Here is a 19,433-nt window from a genome sequence, read left to right as displayed (position 1 = left end):
GCCGATGGCCCTGACCGCAACCCGCCCTGCTGCTGCCCATGTGCAGGCCGCGACGGTTCCCATCCTGCGGACCGGGCGGCTGGTGCTGCGCGAGCCCCGCTTTCAGGATCTGGACGCGGTGGCCGGCTTCATGGCCTCGCCCCGCGCCGCGTTCGTCGGCGGGACCATGACGCGGCATGAGGCGTGGCGGCAGATGCTGAACGTCTTCGGCCACTGGCAGGTGCGCGGCTATGGTTACTGGACCATCGAGGAAGCCGCGACCGGCCGCATCGTGGGGCGCAGCGGCGTCCACTATCACGAAGAGGAATGGCCGGCGCCCGAACTGGGCTGGCAGGTCTTCGAGGGCTTCGAGGGGCTGGGCTATGCGCAGGAGGCCGCCGTCGCCGCGCGCCTGCAGGCGGCGCGGATGGGGCTGGACGCGCTGATCTCTCTCGTCGCGCCGGACAATCTGCGCTCGCGCCGGCTCGCGGACCGCATGGGCGCGCGTGTCGAAGGCGAAACCGTGGTGATGGGCAAGCCGGTGCTGATCTATCGCCACCCGGTGGTGACGGATACCGCCCCGGAGGGTTCCGCATGAGCGCCGCCCGCCGCTCCGCCCGTGTGCCCGCGGCGCAGGGCATCCTTTCGTGCAATCGAACGCCTGGAGGTCTCGCGTGACGACTGACGCCACCCGCGCCGCCGCTCTCTTGAAAGAGCATCGCGCCAGCATCGACCGTCTGGACGCGATCCTGGTCTATACGCTGGCCGAGCGCTTCAAGCACACTCAGAACGTCGGCCGCCTCAAGGCCGAACACGACCTTCCTCCGTCCGATCCCGCCCGCGAGGCGAACCAGATCGAGCGGCTGGAACGCCTCGCGCGCGAGGCCGACCTCGACCCGGAATTCGCGCGCAAATTCCTTAATTTCGTGATCGCCGAAGTGATAAGGCATCACGAGACCTTCCAATCCTGACGCGGGGTTTCCCACGTCAACCCCGCCATTTCAAAGGAGAAAACCAATGGCAATGAAAATCCGTCTGGCCCGTGGCGGCTCGAAGAAACGCCCGCATTACGCCATCGTCGCGTCGGATTCGCGCATGCCGCGCGATGGCCGCTTCCTGGAGAAACTGGGCACCTACAACCCGCTGCTGCCGAAGGATTCGGAAGACCGCATCAAGATGGACGTCGAACGCGTGCAATACTGGCTGGGCCAGGGTGCGCAGCCCACCGACCGCGTCGCCCGCTTCCTGGAAGCCGCCGGCGCCAAGCCGAAGACCGAGCGCAAGAACCTGAAGAAGGGCGAGCCGGGCAAGGCCGCGAAAGAGCGTGCCGAGAAGCGCGCCGCCCGCGAAGCCGCCGCCAACGCCCCCGCCGAAGAAGCCGCTTCGGAATAATCCATGGTCGAGCGGATCTGTGTCGGCGCGATCGCGGGCGCCTTTGGCGTCCGGGGCGAGGTGAGGCTGAAGAGCTTCACCTCGGAACCCTCCGACGTCGCCGCATATGGTCCGCTCTGGTCCGAGGATGGCAAGCGCAGCTTCACCGTCCGGCTGACCCGGCCGGTGACTGGCGGCCTGGGTGCCCGGCTTTCGGGCGTCGAAACACGCGAGGATGCCGAGGCGCTGAAGGGCGCGACGCTGTGGGTCGACCGCGAGCGTCTGCCCTCATTGCCCGACGACGAATTCTATCATACCGATCTGATCGGACTTTCCGTCTATGACGCCGGCGGCGTGCTGATCGGCAAGGTCCGCGCCATCTACGACCATGGCGCGGGCGACATCCTGGAAATCTTCGGCCCCGGCCGCAAGCAGGCGTTGCTGCTGCCCTTCACCCGCGCCTTCGTGCCGACAGTGGACCTGGCCGCCGGCCGCATCATCGCCGACCCGCCCGAGGAAACCGAGGAATGAGCGGCGAGGACGTTTCTGCGGGGATGAAGTCCCACGGCCGGCTGTCGATCCGCGAAAGCCGACAGCCCCGCGACCTGTTGGCCGAACCGCAGGTCAGGGGCGCCTGGACCGCACAGGTCATCACGCTTTTCCCCGAGGCTTTTCCAGGGGTTCTGGGGCTTTCCTTGACGGGTCGGGCGCTGGCCGAGGGGCTGTGGAACCTGCGCACCACCGACTTGCGCCCCTTCGGCATCGGCAAGCACCGCAACGTGGACGACACGCCCGCCGGCGGCGGCGCCGGCATGGTGATCCGCCCCGACGTGATGGACGCCGCCCTGCGCGAGGCCGGCCCCGGCCTGCCGGTGATCTATCTCTCGCCGCGCGGCAAGCCCTTCACGCAGGACCGCGCCCGCCAGCTGGCGAACGGCCCCGGCATGACCCTGATCTGCGGCCGGTTCGAGGGCGTGGACCAGCGCGTGCTGGACGCCCACGATGTCGAGGAAATCAGCATCGGCGATTACGTCCTGACCGGCGGCGAGCTGGCGGCTCAGGTCTTGATCGACGCGACGGTTCGGCTTATACCGCGCGTGCTGGGGAATCAGGAATCGCTGGCCGAGGAATCCTTTTCCGATGGCCTGCTTGAACATCCGCAGTACACGAAGCCCGCCCTGTGGGAAGGCCGCGCGATACCCGAGGTTCTGCTTTCGGGAAATCACGCGGCTATTGCCATATGGCGGCGCGACATGGCCGAAAGGCTGACCAAGGAACGCCGCCCCGACCTGTGGCGGGCATACGGGGAAACCCGCATGGACCCGGCAAAGGACCGACAGCTCTCGGGCGCATCAGACCAATCGCGGAACTACCGCGAGCATCAAGAGGAACCAAAGCGATGAACCTGATCGCCCAGCTCGAAGCCGAGCAGATTGCCGAACTCGGCAAGGACATTCCCGATTTCAAGGCCGGCGACACCGTCCGCGTCGGCTATAAAGTGACCGAAGGCACCCGCTCGCGCGTGCAGATGTACGAAGGCGTGGTGATCTCGCGCAAGGGCGGCGGCATCGGCGCCTCGTTCACCGTGCGCAAGATCTCGTTCGGCGAAGGCGTCGAGCGCGTCTTCCCGCTGTATTCGACCAATGTCGATTCGATCACCGTCGTCCGCCGCGGCCGCGTCCGCCGCGCCAAGCTGTATTACCTGCGCGACCGTCGCGGCAAATCCGCCCGCATCGCCGAAGTCAGCAACTACAAGCCCAAAGCCGACGCCAAGGCCTGAGGAGACGCGCCATGAAAGCAGAGATCCATCCCGACTATCACTTCATCACCGTCAAGATGACCGACGGGACCACCTATCAGCTGCGCTCGACCTGGGGCAAGGAAGGCGACACCATGTCGCTGGACATCGACCCGACCGTGCACCCCGCCTGGACCGGCGGCTCGGCCAAGCTGATGGACACCGGCGGCCGCGTGTCGAAGTTCAAGAACAAATACGCCGGCCTGGGCTTCTGAGCCCGGCCCTGGCGCCAATGCGAACGCCGCCCCGAGGGGCGGCGTTTTTCGTTGCCGGGGACGGTGGGCGGGTCCCGGCGATGCCCGGCCCGGATCGCGGGCCGAGCGGGGGGATCAGTAGCCAAGGCCCAGGATCGGCATCCAGCCCGGCGCGCGCGGCGGCCGGTTCAGCGGCCGGCCGGTCATCGGGCCAAGGCCGGTGTCGATCATCACGCGGCCGTCGCGATATTCCCGCAGCACCGGGCCCTGGACGCTGCGATAGGCGGACAGCGCGATGGTGGCATAGCTGCGGACGGGGGTCGGGAAAACGGCTCGGATCATAGCAGGGCTCCCTTGTGGTCTAGGCGGTGGATCGCGACCCCCCAAAGGGCGGCGGGCATCATGTCGCGCGTGGGCGCGAGCGGTGCGCAGGCGATCAGGCGCAACGGAATGGCCGAGATCCGGCGCGGCTTGCCGGTGCGACGGTCGATCAGGCCGACCGCATGGCGGGGCAGGGCGAAAGCGGGATCGGCAGAGGCCGACAGATGGTTCAGCGCAGGCATCCTGGGCTCCTTCCCTTGGCTGATCCGCCGGGTTGGTCCGGCCCTTATATAACGACATGAGTAGTCGCGTTTTTCAACAGAAATCTTGACTGACTCTATCGTTATTAAAGAATGAAGACGGAACAAAAGGTTGCGTGCCCGTTCATGCGGGGCGCCGACGCTCGCAAACCCCGGCGGGCCGGGACGATTCGGCGCGGCGGGGCGCTTTTCATCGGCCAAGGCGCGGCCTATGGTCCGGGGCGGCAGACCCGGGGGGATTCGTGGCGCATATCATCGTCGTCGGCAATGAGAAGGGCGGTTCGGGCAAGTCCACGACCTCGATGCATGTCGCGACCGCGCTGGCGCGGATGGGCCACCGGGTTGGCGCGCTGGACTTGGACGTGCGCCAGCGCAGCTTCGGCCGCTATCTGGAAAACCGCGCCCATTTCGCGCAGCGCGAGGGGCTGGACCTGCCGACCCCGATCCTGGGCCAACTGGCCGCCGAAACCGAAACCGGCACCGATCCGCTGTCCGAGGCGGTGGCGGCGCTGGACCGCGAATGCGACTTCATCCTGCTGGACTGCCCCGGCTCGCATACCCGGCTGAGCCAGATGGCCCATACCCTGGCCGATACGCTGATCACGCCGATGAACGACAGTTTCGTCGATTTCGACCTGCTGGCGCGGCTGTCGCCCGAGGGCAAGATCCTGGGCCCGTCGATCTATGCCGAGATGGTCTGGTCGGCGCGGCAGCTGCGCGGACAGGCCGGGGCGGGGCCCATCGACTGGCTGGTGCTGCGCAACCGCCTGGGAACCCAGGCCATGCACAACAAGCGCAAGGTCGGCGGCGCGCTGGCCATGCTGTCGAAACGCATCGGCTTCCGGGTGTCCCCCGGTTTCTCCGAGCGGGTGATCTTTCGCGAGCTGTTCCCGCGTGGGTTGACGCTGCTGGATCTCAAGGACATCGGCACCGAACAGCTGAGCATGTCCAACATCGCCGCCCGCCAGGAGTTGCGCGAGCTGATCGGCGAATTGAAGCTACCCGGCGTCACGATCTCGTTCTGATTCCAGGCCGCCATTGTTGCCATCCCGGGGCGCCGCTATGCTGCGCGACGGATTTCCTCAGGAGGAAGTGATGACGGCTGTCCGCCGGATCAGCTTTGCGGCCTTGCTGGGCCTTGCCATGGCGCTGCCCGTCCCGGCCATGGCCCAGACGGCGGGCGAGGCCGCGCAGGCCGCGCCGCCCGTCGAGGCGCCGCTGGTGACACTGGCCAAGGCCGAGCGGCGGCGGATCGAGGCGCGGGTGCCGGTCTCGGGCTCGCTGGTGGCGCGACAGGCGGTGCAGGTCCATGCCAATGTCGCCGGCTACGAAATCATCAGCGTCGCGGCCGAGGTCGGCGACCGGGTCGAGGCGGGCGACCTGCTGGCGGAACTGTCGCAGGATACGCTGTCGGCGCAGCTGGCCCAGGCCGAGGCCGAATATCAGCGCGCCGAGGCCGGCGTGCGCCAGGCCGAAAGCCAGATCGCCAGCGCCGAAGCGACGCTGACCGAGGCGGCCTCGGCGCTGGAGCGCACCCGCAGCCTGCGGCGCAGCGGCAATGCCAGCCAGGCGGTTCTGGACCAGGCGGTGGCCTCCGAGGCTTCGGCGCGGGCGGCGGCGGCTTCGGCCTCGGACGGGCTGGGGGTGGCGCGGGCGGCGCTGGCCCAGGCCGACGCCTCGCGCCGGATCGCGCAGCTGAACCTCGGCTATGCCCGCATCGCGGCGCCGGTCGACGGCGTGGTCGTCGCGCGCACCGCGGAACGCGGCGCCATATCGGGCACCGGGGGCGATCCGCTGTTCACCATCATCGCGGCGGGCGAGATCGAGCTGGCCGCCGACGTCATCGAGACCGCACTGGCGCAGCTGAAGCCGGGCGATCCGGCCGAGCTGCAGGTGGCCGGGGTGGGCGCGGTCGCAGGCCGGCTGCGGCTGGCACCGGCCGCGGTCGATCCGGTGACGCGGCTGGGCACCGCCCGGGTGGCGCTGGACCCCGACCCGCGGCTGCGCCTGGGGCTTTTTGCCAGCGGCTGGATCGTGACCGAGACCCGCGAGGCGCTGACGGTGCCGCTGTCTGCGATCCTGGCCGACGACAAGGGCGAGCGGGTGCAGGTGGTCAAGGACAGCCGGATCGAGACCCGTCCGGTGCGCGCCGGGCTGATCTGGCAGGACCGGCGCGAGATCGTCGAGGGCCTGAGCGCGGGCGAGCAGGTGGTCGCCAAGGCCGGCGCCTTCTTCCGCAGCGGCGATCCGGTCAGGACGGCGCCATGAACTTCTCGGCCTGGTCCATACGCCAACCGGTGCCGGCGATCGCCTTGTTCCTGGTGCTGGTCATGGTGGGGCTTTACAGCTTCAGCCGGCTGGCGGTCACGGCGATGCCGAACATCGACCTGCCGCTGGTCAGCGTGGTGGTCGGCCAGCCCGGCGCCGCGCCCAGCGAGCTGACGCGGCAGGTGATCCAGCCCATCGAGGATTCCATCGCCTCGATCACCGGGGTGCGGCACATCACCTCGGCCGCGATGGACAGCTCGGCCCGCATCTATGTCGAGTTCGAGCTGGAAACCGATACCGACCGCGCGGTGAACGACGTCAAGGACGCGGTGGCCAATGTCCGCGCCGACCTGCCCGAATCCGTCATCGAACCGCTGATCCATCGCATCGACGTCTCGGGCATGGCGATCCTGACCTATGCGGTCAGCGACCCGGGCAAGAGCATCGAGCAGCTGTCGGATTTCGTCGACGACGTGGTGGCGCGCGACCTGTCCACCGTCAAGGGCGTGGCCTCGATCACCCGCATCGGCGGCGCCGACCGCCAGATCAACGTCGAGCTGGACCCGGCCCGGATCCAGGCCTTCGGACTGACCGCGGCCGAGATCTCGGAGCAGCTGCGGGCCAAGAACATCGACCTGGGCGGCGGGCGCGGCGACTTGGCGGGCACGGAATACTCGATCCGTGCGCTCGGCTCGGCCGGGGACGTGGCGCGGCTGGCCGAGACGCCGATCCTGATCGGCGGCGGCGCGGCGGGCGGGCGCACGGTGCGGCTGGACCAGCTGGGCAGCGTCCGCGACGGCGCCAGCGAGGAACGCAAGTTCGCGCTGCTGGACGGTCAGCCGGTGGTGGCCTTCGGCGTGTTCCGCGCCAGCGGCGAATCCGACCTCGAGGCCGGCGACGGCGCCAAGGCCCGCATCGCCGAGATCGAAAAGCGCAATCCCGGCACCCGCATCCAGCTGATCGACGATGCGACCAGCTATACCTCGAACAGCTATCATTCGACCATGGACACGCTGTACGAGGGCGCGGCCCTGGCCGTGGTGGTGGTGTTCCTGTTCCTGAGGAACTGGCGCGCGACGCTGATCGCCGCCGTGGCGCTGCCCTTGTCGATCATCCCGACCTTCTTCGTCATGCAGATGCTGGGCTTCACGCTGAACGGCATCAGCCTGCTGGCCATCACGCTGGTCACCGGCATCCTGGTCGACGACGCCATCGTCGAGATCGAGAACATCGTGCGGCATATCAACATGGGCGTGCCCGCCTATGACGCCAGCATGGAGGCGGCGAACGAGATCGGCCTGACGGTGATTGCGATCAGCTTTTCCATCGTCGCGGTCTTTGCCCCGGTCAGCTTCATGGGCGGGATTCCGGGGCAGTATTTCAAGCAGTTCGGGCTGACGGTCGCGGTCTCGGTGCTGTTCTCGCTCTTGGTGGCGCGGCTGATCACGCCGATGCTGGGCGCCTATCTGCTGCGCGACAACACCCGCCTGCGCGAGGAAAGGGACGGGCCGGTGTTGCGCGGGCTGATGGCGGTGCTGGGCTGGACCCTGCGCCACCGCGGGCTGACGCTGCTGGCGGGTCTGGGCATCTTCGCGCTGTCGATCTTTTCCGCGACCCTGCTGCCGACCGAGTTCATCCCGGCGCAGGACGTGGGCCGCAGCCAGGTTTCCATCGAGCTGCCGCCCGGCGCCACCCCGCGCGAGACCGAGGCCGCCTCCCGGATGGTGTCGGAACGCATCCGGGCGGTGCCCGAGGTGCGCTCGGTCTTTGTCAACGGCGGCGAGGACGACGTGGCCAAGGCCAAGCTGATGGTGAACTATGGCCCCAAGCATGAACGCGAGCGTTCGAGTTTCGTCATCGAGGACGAGCTGAAGCGCGACCTGGCGCAGATACCCGACCTGCGGATCGATTTCCAGAACGAGGAAGGCAACGCGGACCTGTCGATCTCGGTCCTGGGCGACAGCGAGGACGGCGCGGCCGAGGCGGCCGAGCGGCTGATGGCGGCGATGAAGACCCTGCCGGAACTGGAGGGGGTCAGCTCTTCGGCCAGCCTGCAGCGGCCCGAGATCCAGATCCATCCCCGCCCCGAGGTCGCGGCGCAGCTGGGCGTCACCGCCAGCGCGCTGGCGACCACCTTGCGGGTGGCGACTCTGGGCGACACCGAATCGAACCTTGCGAAGTTCAACACCGGCGACAAGCAGGTGCCGATCATGGTGCGGCTGGACCAGGACGCGCGGCGCGACCTGATGACGGTGCGCAACCTGCGGGTGCCGAGTTCGGCCGGGCAGCTGCCGCTGGAGGCGGTGGCGGATGTCTCGATCTCGGCCGGGGCGACCGAGATCGGCCGCTACGACCGGCGCTACCAGACCACGGTCTCGGGTAACCTGGCCGGTGGCGCCCTGCTGGGCCCGGTGAACGCCAAGGTCGCGGGGCTGCAGCAGGGGATCGAGCTGCCGGCGGGGACCGAGATCAAGCCCTCGGGCGACGCCGAGATCATGGCCGAGGTGTTCCAGGCCTTCACCGTCGCGATGATTTCGGGCGTGGTGCTGACCTATGTGGTGCTGGTGCTGCTGTTCCACAATTTCGTCACCCCGGTCTCGATCCTGATGTCGCTGCCGCTGGCCATCGGCGGCGCGATCCTGGCGCTGTTCCTGACCGGCAATTCGATCAGCATGTCGGTGGTGATCGGTTTCCTGATGCTGATGGGGATTGTGACCAAGAACGCGATCATGCTAGTCGAATTCGCGGTCACCGCCATCGACCGCGGCATCGAGAAGCGCGCGGCGATCCTGGATGCGGTGCACAAGCGGGCGCGGCCCATCGTGATGACCACCATCGCCATGACGGCGGGGATGGTGCCCTCGGCCATCGGCACCGGCGAAGGGGCCGAGTTCAGCGCCCCCATGGCCATCGCGGTGATCGGCGGGCTGCTGCTGTCGACGCTGTTGTCGCTGCTTTTCGTGCCCTCGCTGTTTTCGGTGGTGCACGGCGGGCAGGTGCGGATCGGGCGCTGGCTGGTGCGGCGGATCGGCCTGAATTCGGCGCCGAAGCCGGCCGGCGAGTGAGGCCGCTGCCGGGGGCTTTGCGCCCCCGAACCCCCGCAGGATATTTCTGCACAAAAGAAGCGGGGCCTCTCCGCACTGGGCGCGCGGGTCTGAAATGACGAGAGCCGGCAGGTTGCCGGCTCTCATGCGTTTTGGTGGCCGGGTCGGCCGGCGGTGGCGGCTGGATCAGGCCAGCATGCCCATCGGGTTTTCCAGGTGCTTGACGATGGCGTCGAGCAGCTGGGCGCCGAGGGCGCCGTCGATGACCCGGTGATCGACCGAGAGCGTCATCGACATGACGTTGCGGATCACGATCTCGCCGTTTTCGACCACGGGGGTCTGGATGCCGGCGCCGACGGCGAGGATCGCGCCATGCGGCGGGTTGATGACGGCGTCGAAGTTCTCGATGCCGAACATGCCCAGGTTCGAGATCGCGAAGCTGCCGCCCTGGTATTCATGCGGGGCCAGCTTCTTGGTCTTGGCGCGGTTGGCGAGGTCCTTCATCTCGGTCGAGAGGGACGACAGCGTCTTTTGCTGCGCGTCCTTCAGCACCGGGGTGAACAGGCCGCCTTCGATGGCGACGGCGACGGCCACGTCCGAGGGCTTGAGCTTCAGGATGCGGTCGCCGGCCCAGACCGCGTTCGCATCCGGCACCTCTTGCAGCGCCAGCGCGCAGGCCTTGATGATGAAGTCGTTGACCGACAGCTTCACACCGCGCGATTCCAGCTGCTTGTTCAGCATGGCGCGGAACTTCATCAGCTCATCCAGCTTGGCCGATTTGCGCAGGTAGAAATGCGGGATGGTCTGCTTGGCCTCGGTCAGGCGGGCGGCGATGGTGCGGCGCATGCCGTCCAGGGCCACCTCGGTCGTCTCGCGGTCGGCATAGATCTTGAGCACGGTTTCCGTCGAGGGACCAGCGGGTGCGGCCGCTGCCGGGGCAGCGGCGGCTTTCGGGGCCTCGGCGGTGGCGGGCCTGGCTGCGCCCGGTTTCGCGGCCTCGACATCCGCCTTGACGATGCGGCCATGCGGACCCGAGCCGGTCACGGCGGCGAGGTCGATGCCCTTTTCGGCCGCGATGCGGCGCGCCAGCGGCGAGGCGAAGACCCGCCCGCCGTCGGCCGCCTTCGGCGCCGCCGGGGCAGGGACTGCCGGTGCTGGAGCCGCCATGGCCGCCTCGGCTTTCGCCGGTGCGGCTGCGGCTGCGGCTTCGGCCTTGGGCGCCGGGGCCGAGCCGATGTCGGAGGCGCTCTCGCCCTCTTCCAGCAGGACGGCGATGGGCGTGTTCACCTTCACGCCCGCCGTGCCCTCGGCGATCAGGATCTTGCCCACCGTGCCTTCGTCCACGGCCTCGAATTCCATCGTCGCCTTGTCGGTCTCGATCTCGGCCAGGATGTCGCCGGATTTGACCGTGTCGCCTTCCTTCACCAGCCATTTGGCCAGCGTGCCCTCCTCCATGGTCGGAGAAAGCGCGGGCATCAGGATTTCTGTCGGCATCTCGCTTGCTCCTTAACGGTAGGTGACTTTCTTGACCGCCGCCACCACCTCGTCGGAGGTGATCAGCGCGTGCTTTTCCAGGTTGGCGGCATAGGGCATGGGCACGTCCTTGCCGGTGCAGTTGATCACCGGCGCGTCGAGGTAATCGAAGGCGTTTTCCATGATATAGGCCGAGAGGTGGTTGCCGATCGAGCAGACCGGGAAGCCCTCTTCCACCGTCACGCAGCGGTTGGTCTTCTGCACCGAGGCGATCACGGTCGCATAGTCGATCGGGCGCAGGGTGCGCAGGTCGATGACCTCGGCCTCGATGCCCTCGCCGGCCAGTTTCTCGGCCGCGTCGAGCGCGTGGGTCATGCCGATGCCGAAGCTGATCAGCGTGACGTCCTTGCCGGAGCGCACGATCTTGGCCTTGCCGAAGGGGATGGTGAAATCTTCCAGATCCGGCACTTCGAAGCTGCGGCCGTAGAGGATCTCGTTTTCCAGGAAGACGACCGGGTTGTTGTCGCGGATCGCCTGTTTCAGCAGGCCCTTCGCGTCGGCGGCCGAATAGGGCATGACGACTTTCAGGCCGGGGACCTGGGCGAACCAGGCGGCATAATCCTGGCTGTGCTGGGCGGCGACGCGGGCGGCGGCGCCGTTCGGACCGCGAAACACCATCGGCGCGCCCATCTGGCCGCCGGACATGTAGAGCGTCTTGGCGGCCGAGTTGATGATGTGGTCCATCGCCTGCATGGCGAAGTTGAAGGTCATGAACTCGACGATGGGACGCAGCCCGGCCAGGGCCGCCCCGGTGCCGATGCCGGCGAAGCCGATTTCCGAGATCGGAGTGTCGACGATGCGGCGCGGACCGAACTTGTCGAGCAGGCCCTGGCTGATCTTGTAGGCGCCCTGATACTCGCCGACTTCCTCGCCCATCAGGAAGACGGTGTCGTCGCGGGTCATTTCCTCTTCCATGGCCTCGCGCAGGGCTTCCCGCACGGTCATGGTCTTCATCGGCGTGCCTTCGGGCCAGTCGGGCGACTGGTCCACGGCCGGGGCCGGGGCAGGGGCCGCAGCCTGAGCGGGTGCGGCGGCCGGCGCCGGGGCTTCGGCCGCAGGGGCCGGCGCGGCCGTGGCGGCGGGCGCGGCATCGGCGGATTCGCCTTCCTCGACCAGCACGGCGATGGGGGTGTTTACCTTGACCCCCTGGGTGCCTTCGGCGATCAGCAGTTTGCCGACGATGCCTTCATCGACCGCCTCGAATTCCATCGTGGCCTTGTCGGTTTCGATCTCGGCCAGGATGTCGCCGGATTTGACGGTATCGCCTTCCTTGACCAGCCATTTGGCCAGCGTGCCTTCCTCCATGGTCGGCGACAGGGCGGGCATCAGGATTTCGGTTGCCATGGTTGCCCTCCCTCAGGCGCTTTGCTCTTCGGCGTAGATATCGGTCCAGAGTTCGTCCAGCGCGGGCTCCGGGCTTTCCTTGGCGAATTCGGCCGAGTCGTTCACGATATCCTTGATTTCCTTGTCGATGGCCTTGAGGTCGTCCTCGCTCGCATGCTTGCCGGTCAGGAGCAGTTCGCGGACGTGTTCGATGGCGTCGCGTTCGTCGCGCATCTTCTGCACTTCCTCGCGCGTGCGGTATTTCGCCGGGTCGGACATCGAGTGGCCGCGATAGCGGTAGGTCATCACCTCCAGGATGTAGGGGCCCTTGCCGGCGCGGCAATGCGCCACGGCCTTTTCGCCCGCCGCCTTGACCGCCAGCACGTCCATGCCGTCGACCTGCTCGCCCGCGATGCCGAAGGATTCGCCGCGCCCGAAGAGCGTCGTCGATTTGGTCGAGCGCTTCATCGAGGTGCCCATGGCGTATTGGTTGTTCTCGATCACGAAGATGACCGGAAGCTCCCAGAGTTCGGCCATGTTGTAGGTCTCGTAGACCTGGCCCTGGTTCGAGGCGCCGTCGCCGAAATAGGCGAAGGTCACGTTGTCGTTGCCGAGATATTTGTCGGCGAAGGCGAGGCCCGCGCCCAGCGGCACCTGCGCCGCGACGATGCCGTGGCCGCCGTAGAAATGCTTCTCGCGGCTGAACATGTGCATCGAGCCGCCCTTGCCCTTGGAATAGCCGCCGCTGCGGCCGGTCAGTTCGGCCATCACGCCGCGGGCTTCCATGCCGCAGGCCAGCATGTGGCCGTGGTCGCGGTAGGAGGTGATGCGCTTGTCGCCTTCCTTGGCGGCGGCTTCCAGGCCGACCACCACGGCCTCTTGCCCGATGTAGAGGTGGCAGAAGCCACCGATCAGGCCCATGCCGTAGAGCTGGCCGGCCTTTTCCTCGAATCGGCGGATCAGCAACATGTCGCGGTAATATTTGAGCAGCTCGTCTCGGGACACGTTGGACGTGCTTTCCTTGGCTGCGGGCTTTCTGACCATGCGGGCCTCCTCCTCGGGGCAGGAATAGTTCAGCGTTAAACTAATTTAGGCGAAGCTTTCGGGGGAAGTAAACCGGCCTCGTGCATCCGTCCAGAGGGCAGATGCGAAAAGCTGCTTGTGCCGAAGTCGGCGCGGCGCCCGGCGGCACGGTCGCAGGGGTATTTGGAAAACGGAAAAAAAGCCGGCGGGATCAGCGGATGATGACCTCGTCCGCGCGCACCAGTCCCAGCACGTCGCGGGCGCGTTCGTCCAGCAGGTCGAGGTCCAGGAAGTCGTCCGACAGCCGGCGCGTCAGGTTGCGCATGCGGTCGACCTCGGCCTGCAGCCGGTCGCGCTGGGCGATCAGGTCCTGGGTTTCGGCCTGCAACTGCACGCGGCGCAGGATGCCCGAGGGGCCCTGGACCGCCGCGAAGGCGAAATAGACCCCGAGGAGGATCATCACGACGAAGAAGATGATGGCGCTGATCGACAGGCGTTGGGTCATGGGTGCTCGCGTTTTTGGGCGATCATGCCACAGGCGCGGGGCCGGGGGAATCCCCCAACAGGATGTCGGCGAGGACCAGCGCCATCACCCGCGCCGAATCCAGCATGTCCTGGACGCCGATCCATTCGTCGGGCTGATGCGCCAGGTCCAGCACCCCGGGCCCGTAGGCGATGCAGTTCCCGAGCTTGCCGATGCGGTCGATGTGTTTCTGGTCGTAGGTGCCGGGGCTGACGACATAGCCCGCCTCGCGGCCCAGCACCCGCCGGATGGCGGCGGCGGTCGAGCGCACGACGGGCGCCTCGCGGTCGGTCATGCTGGGGACGACCTCGAACAGGTCGCGGATCTCGTAGGAAAATCCAGGCCGTTGCGCCTTGATGCCGTCGAGCAGCGCCGCGACCTCGCGCTTGACCTCGGCCAGGTCCTCTTCGATCAGGAAGCGGCGGTCGATGGTGATGCGGCAGCGGTCGGCGACGCAGGCTGCCGGCAGGCCCGTAAAATCCGGGCCGAGGTCGGGCTCGCCGCCATGGATCGCGTTGATGTTCAGCGTCGGGCTGCGGGCGCCCTGCGGGATCACCGGCATCGCGCTGTGCCGGGTCAGCAGCAGCGGGAACAGGCTGCGCTCCATTTCCTCGAGCACGGCGCCCATGTGGCGGATGGCGCTGTCGCCCAGGAAGGGCATCGAGCCATGGGCGATGCGGCCATGCGTCTCGATCTCGGCCCACCAGACGCCGCGATGGCCCAGGCAGATGCGGTCCTTGTGCAGCGGCTCGGGGATGATGACGTGGTCGACATGGGCAAAGGCGCCGTGCTCGGCCAGGTAGGCGACGCCGCCATAGCCGCCGGTTTCCTCGTCGGCGGTGGCGCTGATCTCGATCTGGCCGGGGTGGTCGGGATAGAGCGCGACGAAGGCCTCGGCCGCGATGATGCTGGAGGCCAAGCCGCCCTTCATGTCGCAGGCGCCGCGGCCATGGATGCGGTCGCCGTCGATTTCGGCGCCGAACGGGTCGCGGGTCCAGCCGTGGCCGACCTCGACCACGTCGTGGTGGCTGTTGAAATGCACGCAGGCGCCGGGGGTGGCGCCGTGGTGGCGGGCGACCAGGTTCCAGCGCGGAAAGGGCTCGCTGTCGCCGGGGCTGCCCTTGGCGCGGACCAGCGCGCAGTCCCAGCCCTGCGGCGCCAGCCGCGCGCGCAGGTATTCGCAGATGTCGAGATAGTGCCGGCCCGGAGGGTTCAGCGTCGGGATGCGGATCAGATCCTGGGTCAGGCGGATCAGATCGTCGCGGCGGCTCTCGATTTCCAAGCGAAGCGGGTCCATGGCCCGCAGGCTAGGCCGCGCCCGGCCGCGTCGCAATGGGGTCATTGACATGCGCGCCGTGCCGGCCTTCCATGCGGGCCATGAGCCGCAGCGAAAGCCTTGCCCGATGATCGCCTTTCTTCGCCTGATCGGCATGGTGCTGGTTGTCGAGCTGATCTTTTACGCCCTGATCTCGATCTATATCCGCAGCCTGCGCCGCGAGGCGCTTGAAAAGGAGTGGGATCGCCGGCATCCCGAGCGGGCGGGCGCCAGCCCGGAACGGCGCGAGTTCGTGCGGCGTTCCATGATCGGCTTCAGCCGGACGCTGCGGGCGCGGCTGGCGCTTCTGGTGCTGGTCCTGCCGCTGGTCGCCTTCGTCGCGATCGTGGTCATCGTGAATTACAACTGAGGGGGCGCCGATGCGCTGGTTCCTGACCGTTCTTGGGGTGATCTTCGGGATCGTGGTCTTTCTGTTCCTGGATTACGCGCTGCCCTCGAAGCAGACGGTGCGCATCACCAATACCTACAACCGGCTGACCGACATCGGCGCGAACCGCATCTTCTATGCCTCGCCCGATACCGGCACGGTGCAGAACGCGGCAGGCCAGCGCGACGTGCGTTTCATCGACACGGTGCGGCCGAACGGCAAGCCCTATGTCTATCGCAACGAGGATACCGGCTGGATCTGGCCGCCCTATTTCAAATACGACAGCTCGAACCTGCATGCCCAGGCGACCGACCTGCGCTCGACCTCGGCCAATCCGGAATGGGTCAGCGTGACCTCATACGGCTGGCGGGTGGCCTGGCTGTCGGTCTATCCCAACGCGATCTCGATCAAGCCGGTGGCGGGGCCGGGCGTGAAGCCCTTCAACTGGCCGGCGCAGATCATCCTGCTGCTGCTGGGCGGGCTGCTGTTCCTAATCTGGCGCATGTGGAACCAGTTCCGCGAGCGCACCATCGACCCGGCCGTGCGGTCCGCCGACCAGGCCTGGGACCGGCTCGACGCCCGCGCCGATGCCGCCCGCGACCGTGCGCAGGGGCGGATGCGGCGCTGGTGGAACGGGCTCAAGGGTCGCTGAGATGCCGACCAGGAACCCAGGCACCGACTTCCGCCTCGACTGGTTCGAGGGCGTCACCGTCAACACCCCCGCGGCCGAGCGGCGCGCCGCCAGCCTGCCGGGGCGCCGCAGCCTCAAGAAGGAATGGCAGGCCGCCTGGCTTCTGAATGCGGTGCGCTGCATCGACCTGACCACGCTCGCGGGCGACGACACCCCCGACCGCGTGGCCCGGCTTTGCGCCAAGGCGCGCCAGCCGGTCGATGCCGGCGACCTGGCGCTGATGGGGGTCGAGCAGCTGACCACCGGCGCGGTCTGCGTCTATCCCACCATGGTGGCGGCCGCCAAGCGGGCGCTGGAGGGCACGGGCGTGCCGGTGGCCTCGGTCGCGACCGGCTTTCCGGCCGGGCTGATGCCCTTGGACCTGCGGCTGGCCGAGATCCGCTATGCGCTGGACCAGGGCGCCGATGAGATCGACATCGTGATTTCCCGCGCCCATGCGCTGCGCGGCGAATGGGCGGCGCTTTACGACGAGATTTGCGCCATGCGCGAGGCTTGCGGCCCGGCGCTGATGAAGGCGATCCTGGCGACGGGAGAGCTGAAGACCCTGACCAATGTCGCGCGCGCAAGCCATGTCGCCATGCAGGCGGGGGCGGATTTCATCAAAACCTCGACCGGGAAAGAGCCGGTGAACGCCACGCTGCCGATGTCTCTGGTCATGCTGCGCGCGATCCGCGACTATCGCGACCGCACCGGCTTTGCCGTGGGGTTCAAGCCGGCGGGGGGACTGAAGACCGCCAAGGACGCGCTGAACTGGCAGGTGCTGATGGCCGAGGAACTGGGTCGCGACTGGCTGCGCCCAGACCTGTTCCGCATCGGCGCCAGCTCGCTTCTGGGCGATATCGAGCGGCAGATCTCGCATTTCGTGACCGGGCGCTATGCCAGCGCCCACCGGCTGGCTGCGGGGTGAACATGCCGAAGGTGACAGAGATCATGGAAAGCATGGAATACGGCCCCGCGCCCGAGGATTCGGCCGCCGTCCGTGACTGGCTGCGCGACCGCGGCGCCTTCGGCCATTTCATCGCCGGCCGCTTCACCAGGCCGGGCCAGACCTTTGCCAGCCGCGACCCCTCGACCGGCGAGGAACTGGCGCAGGTCACGCAGGGCACCGCGCGGGACGTGGCGAAGGCCGTGCGCGCCGCGCGCCGGGCGCAGCGCGGTTGGGGCGCCATGCCCGGCCACGACCGGGCGCGCTTCCTTTACGCCATCGCCCGCACGATCCAGAAGCGCGAGCGATTCCTGGCGGTGCTGGAAACGCTCGACAACGGCAAGCCGATCCGCGAAGGCCGCGACATCGACCTGCCGCTGGTGGTGCGGCATTTCTACCACCACGCCGGCTGGGCCGAACTGGCCGAGAGCGAGTTTCCCGGCCACCGCGCCCTGGGCGTCTGCGGCCAGATCATCCCGTGGAATTTCCCGCTGCTGATGCTGGCCTGGAAGGTGGCGCCGGCGCTGGCGGCCGGCAATACGGTGGTGCTGAAGCCTGCCGAATACACGCCGCTGACCGCGCTGGCCTTTGCCGATATCTGCGCCCATGTCGGCCTGCCGGCGGGCGTGGTCAATATCGTCACCGGCGACGGCGACACCGGCGAGGCGCTGGTGGCGGCCCCGGTCGACAAGCTGGCCTTCACCGGCTCGACCGAGGTCGGGCGCCAGATCGCCCGCGCCTGCGCCGGCTCGGGCAAGGCGCTGACGCTGGAACTGGGCGGCAAGTCGCCCTTCGTGGTCATGGCGGATGCCGATCTGGACGCCGCGGTCGAGGGCGTGGTCGATGGGGTCTGGTTCAACCAGGGCCAGGTCTGCTGCGCCGGTTCGCGCATCCTGGTCGCGGAATCGGTCGCCGAGCGTTTCGAGACCTTGCTGCGCGCCCGGATGGCGCGGCTGCGCGTCGGCCCGCCGCTGGACAAGTCCACCGACATCGGCGCCCTCGTCGATCCGGTGCAGAAGGAACGCATCCTCAGCATTCTCGGCGCGGCGGTCAGCGCCGGGGCGGAACTGGTCGGCGGCCTGCCCGGCAGGGGCTGTTTCATCGCGCCGGGCTATCTGCGCAACATCGCGCCGGCCAATCCGGGCATGATCGAGGAGATCTTCGGCCCCATCGCCACGCTTTCCACCTTCCGCACCCCGGACGAGGCGGCGGATCTGGCCAACAACACCCGCTACGGTCTGGCGGCCTCGGTCTGGTCCGAGAATGCGGCGGTGGCGACCGACCTCGCGGCGCGGATCAAGGCCGGCGTGGTCTGGGTGAATTGCGCCAACCTCTTCGACGCGGCGGTGCCGTTCGGCGGCATGCGCGATTCGGGCTATGGCCGCGAGGGCGGGCGCGAGGGCATGCTGGACTATCTTGCCGCGCCCGTCGCGGCACAGCGCGACCCGCTGCCAGCCGAGATCGTGCCGGCCGAGGCTTCGGGGATAGATCGCACCGTCAAGCTCTATATCGGCGGCGCGCAGAAGCGGCCCGACGGCGGTGCAAGCTATGCCGCCGAAGGGGAGCTGATTCCGTTGGGCAACCGCAAGGACATCCGCAATGCCGTCGAGGCGGCGCAGGGCAGCTTGGCGAAATGGCAGGGTCTGGGCGGGCATGGCCGGGCGCAGGTGCTGTATTTCCTGGCCGAGAACCTGGCGCAGCGCCGGGCCGAATTCGCCGGCTTCGCCAGCCCGGCCGAGGTCGATGCCGCCATCCGCCGCTGCTTCTTCTACGCCGGCTTCGCCGATAAATACGACGGCGCCACGGTCGCGGCCAAGCCCGGCCACCTGTGCCATGTCCAGCCCGAGCCGCATGGCGTGATGGGGCTGGTCGCCCCGGTCGCGGCGCCGCTGGCGGGGTTCCTGTCGCTGGTGCTGCCGGCCATCGCCATGGGCAATTCCGTGGTGGCGGTGCCCTCGCAGGACCTGCCGATGGCGGCCCTGACCCTGGCGCAGGTGCTGGCCTGTTCGGACGTGCCGGGCGGCGTGGTCAATATCGTCACCGGCCCGCGCGATGCGCTGTCGGCGGCGCTTGCCGGGCATGACGGCGTCTCGGCGATCTGGCATGCCGGGCAGGGCGAGGGGCTGGCCGCGACCCGGGCCGCGGCGGCCGCGACGCTGATCCCGGTCTGGGTGCCGCCGCCGCGCGACTGGAGCGATCCGGCCGCGCAGGGCCGCGAATTCCTGCGCGCGGCGAGCAGGATCAAGACGATCTGGCTGCCTTATGGCGCGCTTCCCGCAGGGACCGGCAGCGCCGCTTATTGAGGGCGGTGTGGGATTGCTTTGCACCATCGTCCCTCTGAGGTTCGGACCCTCCTGGGGCGGTCACGGCTGCGTTGGGATCCCGTCGCTGGAAGATGGGGGCTTTGCGCCCCCAAGCCCGTCGGCCCTGCGGTCCGACGGGCTTCCCCCGCAGGATATTTCTGCACAAAAGAGAAT

Annotated in this window: 21 protein-coding genes; 14 read left to right on the top strand and 7 right to left on the bottom strand. The window is 68.2% G+C overall.

Going from position 1 to position 19,433, the window contains the following annotated elements; all coding sequences use genetic code 11:
- Positions 1-4: 4 nt before the first annotated feature.
- The 7 genes from JCM7685_RS10830 to rpmE all read left to right on the top strand — a co-directional run bounded on the left by JCM7685_RS10830 (position 5) and on the right by rpmE (position 3,363).
- Positions 5-577: a GNAT family N-acetyltransferase gene (locus JCM7685_RS10830; protein WP_074966376.1), complete on the top strand. Its 573-nt coding sequence runs from the start codon at positions 5-7 to the stop codon at positions 575-577.
- A 76-nt stretch (positions 578-653) separates the two neighbouring features.
- Positions 654-950, top strand: a complete 297-nt coding sequence (locus JCM7685_RS10825; protein WP_074966375.1) for a chorismate mutase — start codon at positions 654-656, stop codon at positions 948-950.
- Between the two features lie 46 nt (positions 951-996).
- Positions 997-1,371: a 30S ribosomal protein S16 gene (gene rpsP, locus JCM7685_RS10820; protein WP_074966374.1), complete on the top strand. Its 375-nt coding sequence runs from the start codon at positions 997-999 to the stop codon at positions 1,369-1,371.
- 3 nt (positions 1,372-1,374) lie between these two features.
- Entirely contained in the window at positions 1,375-1,881 is a 507-nt protein-coding gene (gene rimM, locus JCM7685_RS10815; RefSeq protein WP_074966373.1) for a ribosome maturation factor RimM, read from the top strand.
- Positions 1,878-2,753: a tRNA (guanosine(37)-N1)-methyltransferase TrmD gene (trmD, locus tag JCM7685_RS10810; protein WP_074966372.1), complete on the top strand. Its 876-nt coding sequence runs from the start codon at positions 1,878-1,880 to the stop codon at positions 2,751-2,753. The genes rimM and trmD overlap by 4 nt, the downstream gene beginning before the upstream one ends.
- The gene (rplS, locus tag JCM7685_RS10805) at positions 2,750-3,130 is read left to right on the top strand and encodes a 50S ribosomal protein L19 (RefSeq protein WP_074966371.1); all 381 of its coding nucleotides are present in this window, start codon (positions 2,750-2,752) and stop codon (positions 3,128-3,130) included. The genes trmD and rplS overlap by 4 nt, the downstream gene beginning before the upstream one ends.
- An 11-nt stretch (positions 3,131-3,141) precedes the next feature.
- Complete coding sequence (gene rpmE, locus JCM7685_RS10800; protein WP_074966370.1) at positions 3,142-3,363, top strand: 50S ribosomal protein L31; 222 nt, start codon at positions 3,142-3,144, stop codon at positions 3,361-3,363.
- 114 nt (positions 3,364-3,477) lie between these two features.
- On the opposite strand, the gene JCM7685_RS10795 is transcribed toward rpmE, so the two are convergent.
- Entirely contained in the window at positions 3,478-3,684 is a 207-nt protein-coding gene (locus JCM7685_RS10795; protein ID WP_074966369.1) for a hypothetical protein, read from the bottom strand.
- Positions 3,681-3,905, bottom strand: coding sequence for a hypothetical protein (locus JCM7685_RS10790; RefSeq protein ID WP_074966368.1), 225 nt, complete (start codon positions 3,903-3,905; stop codon positions 3,681-3,683). Before JCM7685_RS10790 ends, JCM7685_RS10795 begins: the two co-directional genes overlap by 4 nt.
- A 260-nt stretch (positions 3,906-4,165) precedes the next feature.
- On the opposite strand from JCM7685_RS10790, the gene JCM7685_RS10785 reads away from it, so the two are divergent.
- The 3 genes from JCM7685_RS10785 (at position 4,166) to JCM7685_RS10775 (ending at position 9,256) form a co-directional block, all read left to right on the top strand.
- On the top strand, positions 4,166-4,948 hold the full coding sequence (locus tag JCM7685_RS10785; protein WP_074966367.1) for a division plane positioning ATPase MipZ: 783 nt from the start codon (positions 4,166-4,168) through the stop codon (positions 4,946-4,948).
- A 70-nt stretch (positions 4,949-5,018) separates the two neighbouring features.
- Positions 5,019-6,191 (top strand): efflux RND transporter periplasmic adaptor subunit, encoded by a 1,173-nt coding sequence (locus JCM7685_RS10780; protein WP_074966366.1) that lies wholly within the window; start codon positions 5,019-5,021, stop codon positions 6,189-6,191.
- Positions 6,188-9,256: an efflux RND transporter permease subunit gene (locus JCM7685_RS10775; protein ID WP_074966365.1), complete on the top strand. Its 3,069-nt coding sequence runs from the start codon at positions 6,188-6,190 to the stop codon at positions 9,254-9,256. Before JCM7685_RS10780 ends, JCM7685_RS10775 begins: the two co-directional genes overlap by 4 nt.
- Before the next feature lie 165 nt (positions 9,257-9,421).
- Here JCM7685_RS10775 and JCM7685_RS10770 read toward each other — a convergent pair whose 3' ends face one another.
- The 5 genes from JCM7685_RS10770 to JCM7685_RS10750 all read right to left on the bottom strand — a co-directional run bounded on the left by JCM7685_RS10770 (position 9,422) and on the right by JCM7685_RS10750 (position 14,934).
- Positions 9,422-10,729 carry a pyruvate dehydrogenase complex dihydrolipoamide acetyltransferase gene (locus JCM7685_RS10770; protein ID WP_074966364.1) on the bottom strand — a complete coding sequence of 436 codons (1,308 nt, stop codon included), beginning with the start codon at positions 10,727-10,729 and terminating at the stop codon, positions 9,422-9,424.
- A gap of 12 nt (positions 10,730-10,741) precedes the next feature.
- A complete protein-coding gene (locus JCM7685_RS10765; protein ID WP_074966363.1) occupies positions 10,742-12,112 on the bottom strand; it encodes a pyruvate dehydrogenase complex E1 component subunit beta in 1,371 nt (456 codons plus the stop codon).
- A 12-nt stretch (positions 12,113-12,124) separates the two neighbouring features.
- Positions 12,125-13,135 (bottom strand): pyruvate dehydrogenase (acetyl-transferring) E1 component subunit alpha, encoded by a 1,011-nt coding sequence (gene pdhA / locus JCM7685_RS10760; protein WP_074966362.1) that lies wholly within the window; start codon positions 13,133-13,135, stop codon positions 12,125-12,127.
- Positions 13,136-13,325: 190 nt separating this feature from the next.
- Complete coding sequence (locus tag JCM7685_RS10755) at positions 13,326-13,619, bottom strand: FtsB family cell division protein (protein WP_074966361.1); 294 nt, start codon at positions 13,617-13,619, stop codon at positions 13,326-13,328.
- 22 nt (positions 13,620-13,641) lie between these two features.
- A complete protein-coding gene (locus JCM7685_RS10750) occupies positions 13,642-14,934 on the bottom strand; it encodes an acetylornithine deacetylase/succinyl-diaminopimelate desuccinylase family protein (protein WP_074966360.1) in 1,293 nt (430 codons plus the stop codon).
- Positions 14,935-15,040: 106 nt separating this feature from the next.
- Between JCM7685_RS10750 and JCM7685_RS10745 the strand changes: the two genes are divergently transcribed.
- Genes JCM7685_RS10745 through JCM7685_RS10730 form a run of 4 tightly spaced genes read left to right on the top strand, consistent with a single transcriptional unit; the run spans position 15,041 to position 19,259 of the window.
- Positions 15,041-15,322: a hypothetical protein gene (locus tag JCM7685_RS10745; RefSeq protein ID WP_074966394.1), complete on the top strand. Its 282-nt coding sequence runs from the start codon at positions 15,041-15,043 to the stop codon at positions 15,320-15,322.
- Between the two features lie 10 nt (positions 15,323-15,332).
- Entirely contained in the window at positions 15,333-15,992 is a 660-nt protein-coding gene (locus JCM7685_RS10740) for a DUF1523 family protein (RefSeq protein ID WP_074966359.1), read from the top strand.
- 1 nt (position 15,993) lies between these two features.
- Positions 15,994-16,938, top strand: a complete 945-nt coding sequence (gene deoC / locus JCM7685_RS10735) for a deoxyribose-phosphate aldolase (protein ID WP_074966358.1) — start codon at positions 15,994-15,996, stop codon at positions 16,936-16,938.
- Positions 16,939-16,940: 2 nt separating this feature from the next.
- The gene (locus tag JCM7685_RS10730; RefSeq protein WP_074966357.1) at positions 16,941-19,259 is read left to right on the top strand and encodes an aldehyde dehydrogenase family protein; all 2,319 of its coding nucleotides are present in this window, start codon (positions 16,941-16,943) and stop codon (positions 19,257-19,259) included.
- The last annotated feature ends 174 nt before the right edge of the window (positions 19,260-19,433 follow it).

Source organism: Paracoccus aminovorans, assembly GCF_900005615.1.
GTDB classification, from domain to species: domain Bacteria; phylum Pseudomonadota; class Alphaproteobacteria; order Rhodobacterales; family Rhodobacteraceae; genus Paracoccus; species Paracoccus aminovorans.
The sequence above is the reverse complement of the archived record's forward strand: the minus strand, read 5'-3'. Positions and strand labels throughout refer to the sequence as shown.

Excerpts from the sequence above, each read along its gene's own strand:
- JCM7685_RS10830 (WP_074966376.1), top strand. The coding sequence starts at position 5 with ATGGCCCTGACCGCAACCCGCCCTGCTGCTGCCCATGTGCAGGCCGCG.
- rpsP (WP_074966374.1), top strand. The coding sequence starts at position 997 with ATGGCAATGAAAATCCGTCTGGCCCGTGGCGGCTCGAAGAAACGCCCG.
- rimM (WP_074966373.1), top strand. The coding sequence starts at position 1,375 with ATGGTCGAGCGGATCTGTGTCGGCGCGATCGCGGGCGCCTTTGGCGTC.
- trmD (WP_074966372.1), top strand. The coding sequence starts at position 1,878 with ATGAGCGGCGAGGACGTTTCTGCGGGGATGAAGTCCCACGGCCGGCTG.
- rplS (WP_074966371.1), top strand. The coding sequence starts at position 2,750 with ATGAACCTGATCGCCCAGCTCGAAGCCGAGCAGATTGCCGAACTCGGC.
- rpmE (WP_074966370.1), top strand. The coding sequence starts at position 3,142 with ATGAAAGCAGAGATCCATCCCGACTATCACTTCATCACCGTCAAGATG.
- JCM7685_RS10795 (WP_074966369.1), bottom strand. The coding sequence starts at position 3,684 with ATGATCCGAGCCGTTTTCCCGACCCCCGTCCGCAGCTATGCCACCATC.
- JCM7685_RS10790 (WP_074966368.1), bottom strand. The coding sequence starts at position 3,905 with ATGCCTGCGCTGAACCATCTGTCGGCCTCTGCCGATCCCGCTTTCGCC.
- JCM7685_RS10780 (WP_074966366.1), top strand. The coding sequence starts at position 5,019 with ATGACGGCTGTCCGCCGGATCAGCTTTGCGGCCTTGCTGGGCCTTGCC.
- JCM7685_RS10775 (WP_074966365.1), top strand. The coding sequence starts at position 6,188 with ATGAACTTCTCGGCCTGGTCCATACGCCAACCGGTGCCGGCGATCGCC.
- JCM7685_RS10770 (WP_074966364.1), bottom strand. The coding sequence starts at position 10,729 with ATGCCGACAGAAATCCTGATGCCCGCGCTTTCTCCGACCATGGAGGAG.
- JCM7685_RS10765 (WP_074966363.1), bottom strand. The coding sequence starts at position 12,112 with ATGGCAACCGAAATCCTGATGCCCGCCCTGTCGCCGACCATGGAGGAA.
- pdhA (WP_074966362.1), bottom strand. The coding sequence starts at position 13,135 with ATGGTCAGAAAGCCCGCAGCCAAGGAAAGCACGTCCAACGTGTCCCGA.
- JCM7685_RS10755 (WP_074966361.1), bottom strand. The coding sequence starts at position 13,619 with ATGACCCAACGCCTGTCGATCAGCGCCATCATCTTCTTCGTCGTGATG.
- JCM7685_RS10750 (WP_074966360.1), bottom strand. The coding sequence starts at position 14,934 with ATGGACCCGCTTCGCTTGGAAATCGAGAGCCGCCGCGACGATCTGATC.
- JCM7685_RS10745 (WP_074966394.1), top strand. The coding sequence starts at position 15,041 with ATGATCGCCTTTCTTCGCCTGATCGGCATGGTGCTGGTTGTCGAGCTG.
- JCM7685_RS10740 (WP_074966359.1), top strand. The coding sequence starts at position 15,333 with ATGCGCTGGTTCCTGACCGTTCTTGGGGTGATCTTCGGGATCGTGGTC.
- deoC (WP_074966358.1), top strand. The coding sequence starts at position 15,994 with ATGCCGACCAGGAACCCAGGCACCGACTTCCGCCTCGACTGGTTCGAG.
- JCM7685_RS10730 (WP_074966357.1), top strand. The coding sequence starts at position 16,941 with ATGCCGAAGGTGACAGAGATCATGGAAAGCATGGAATACGGCCCCGCG.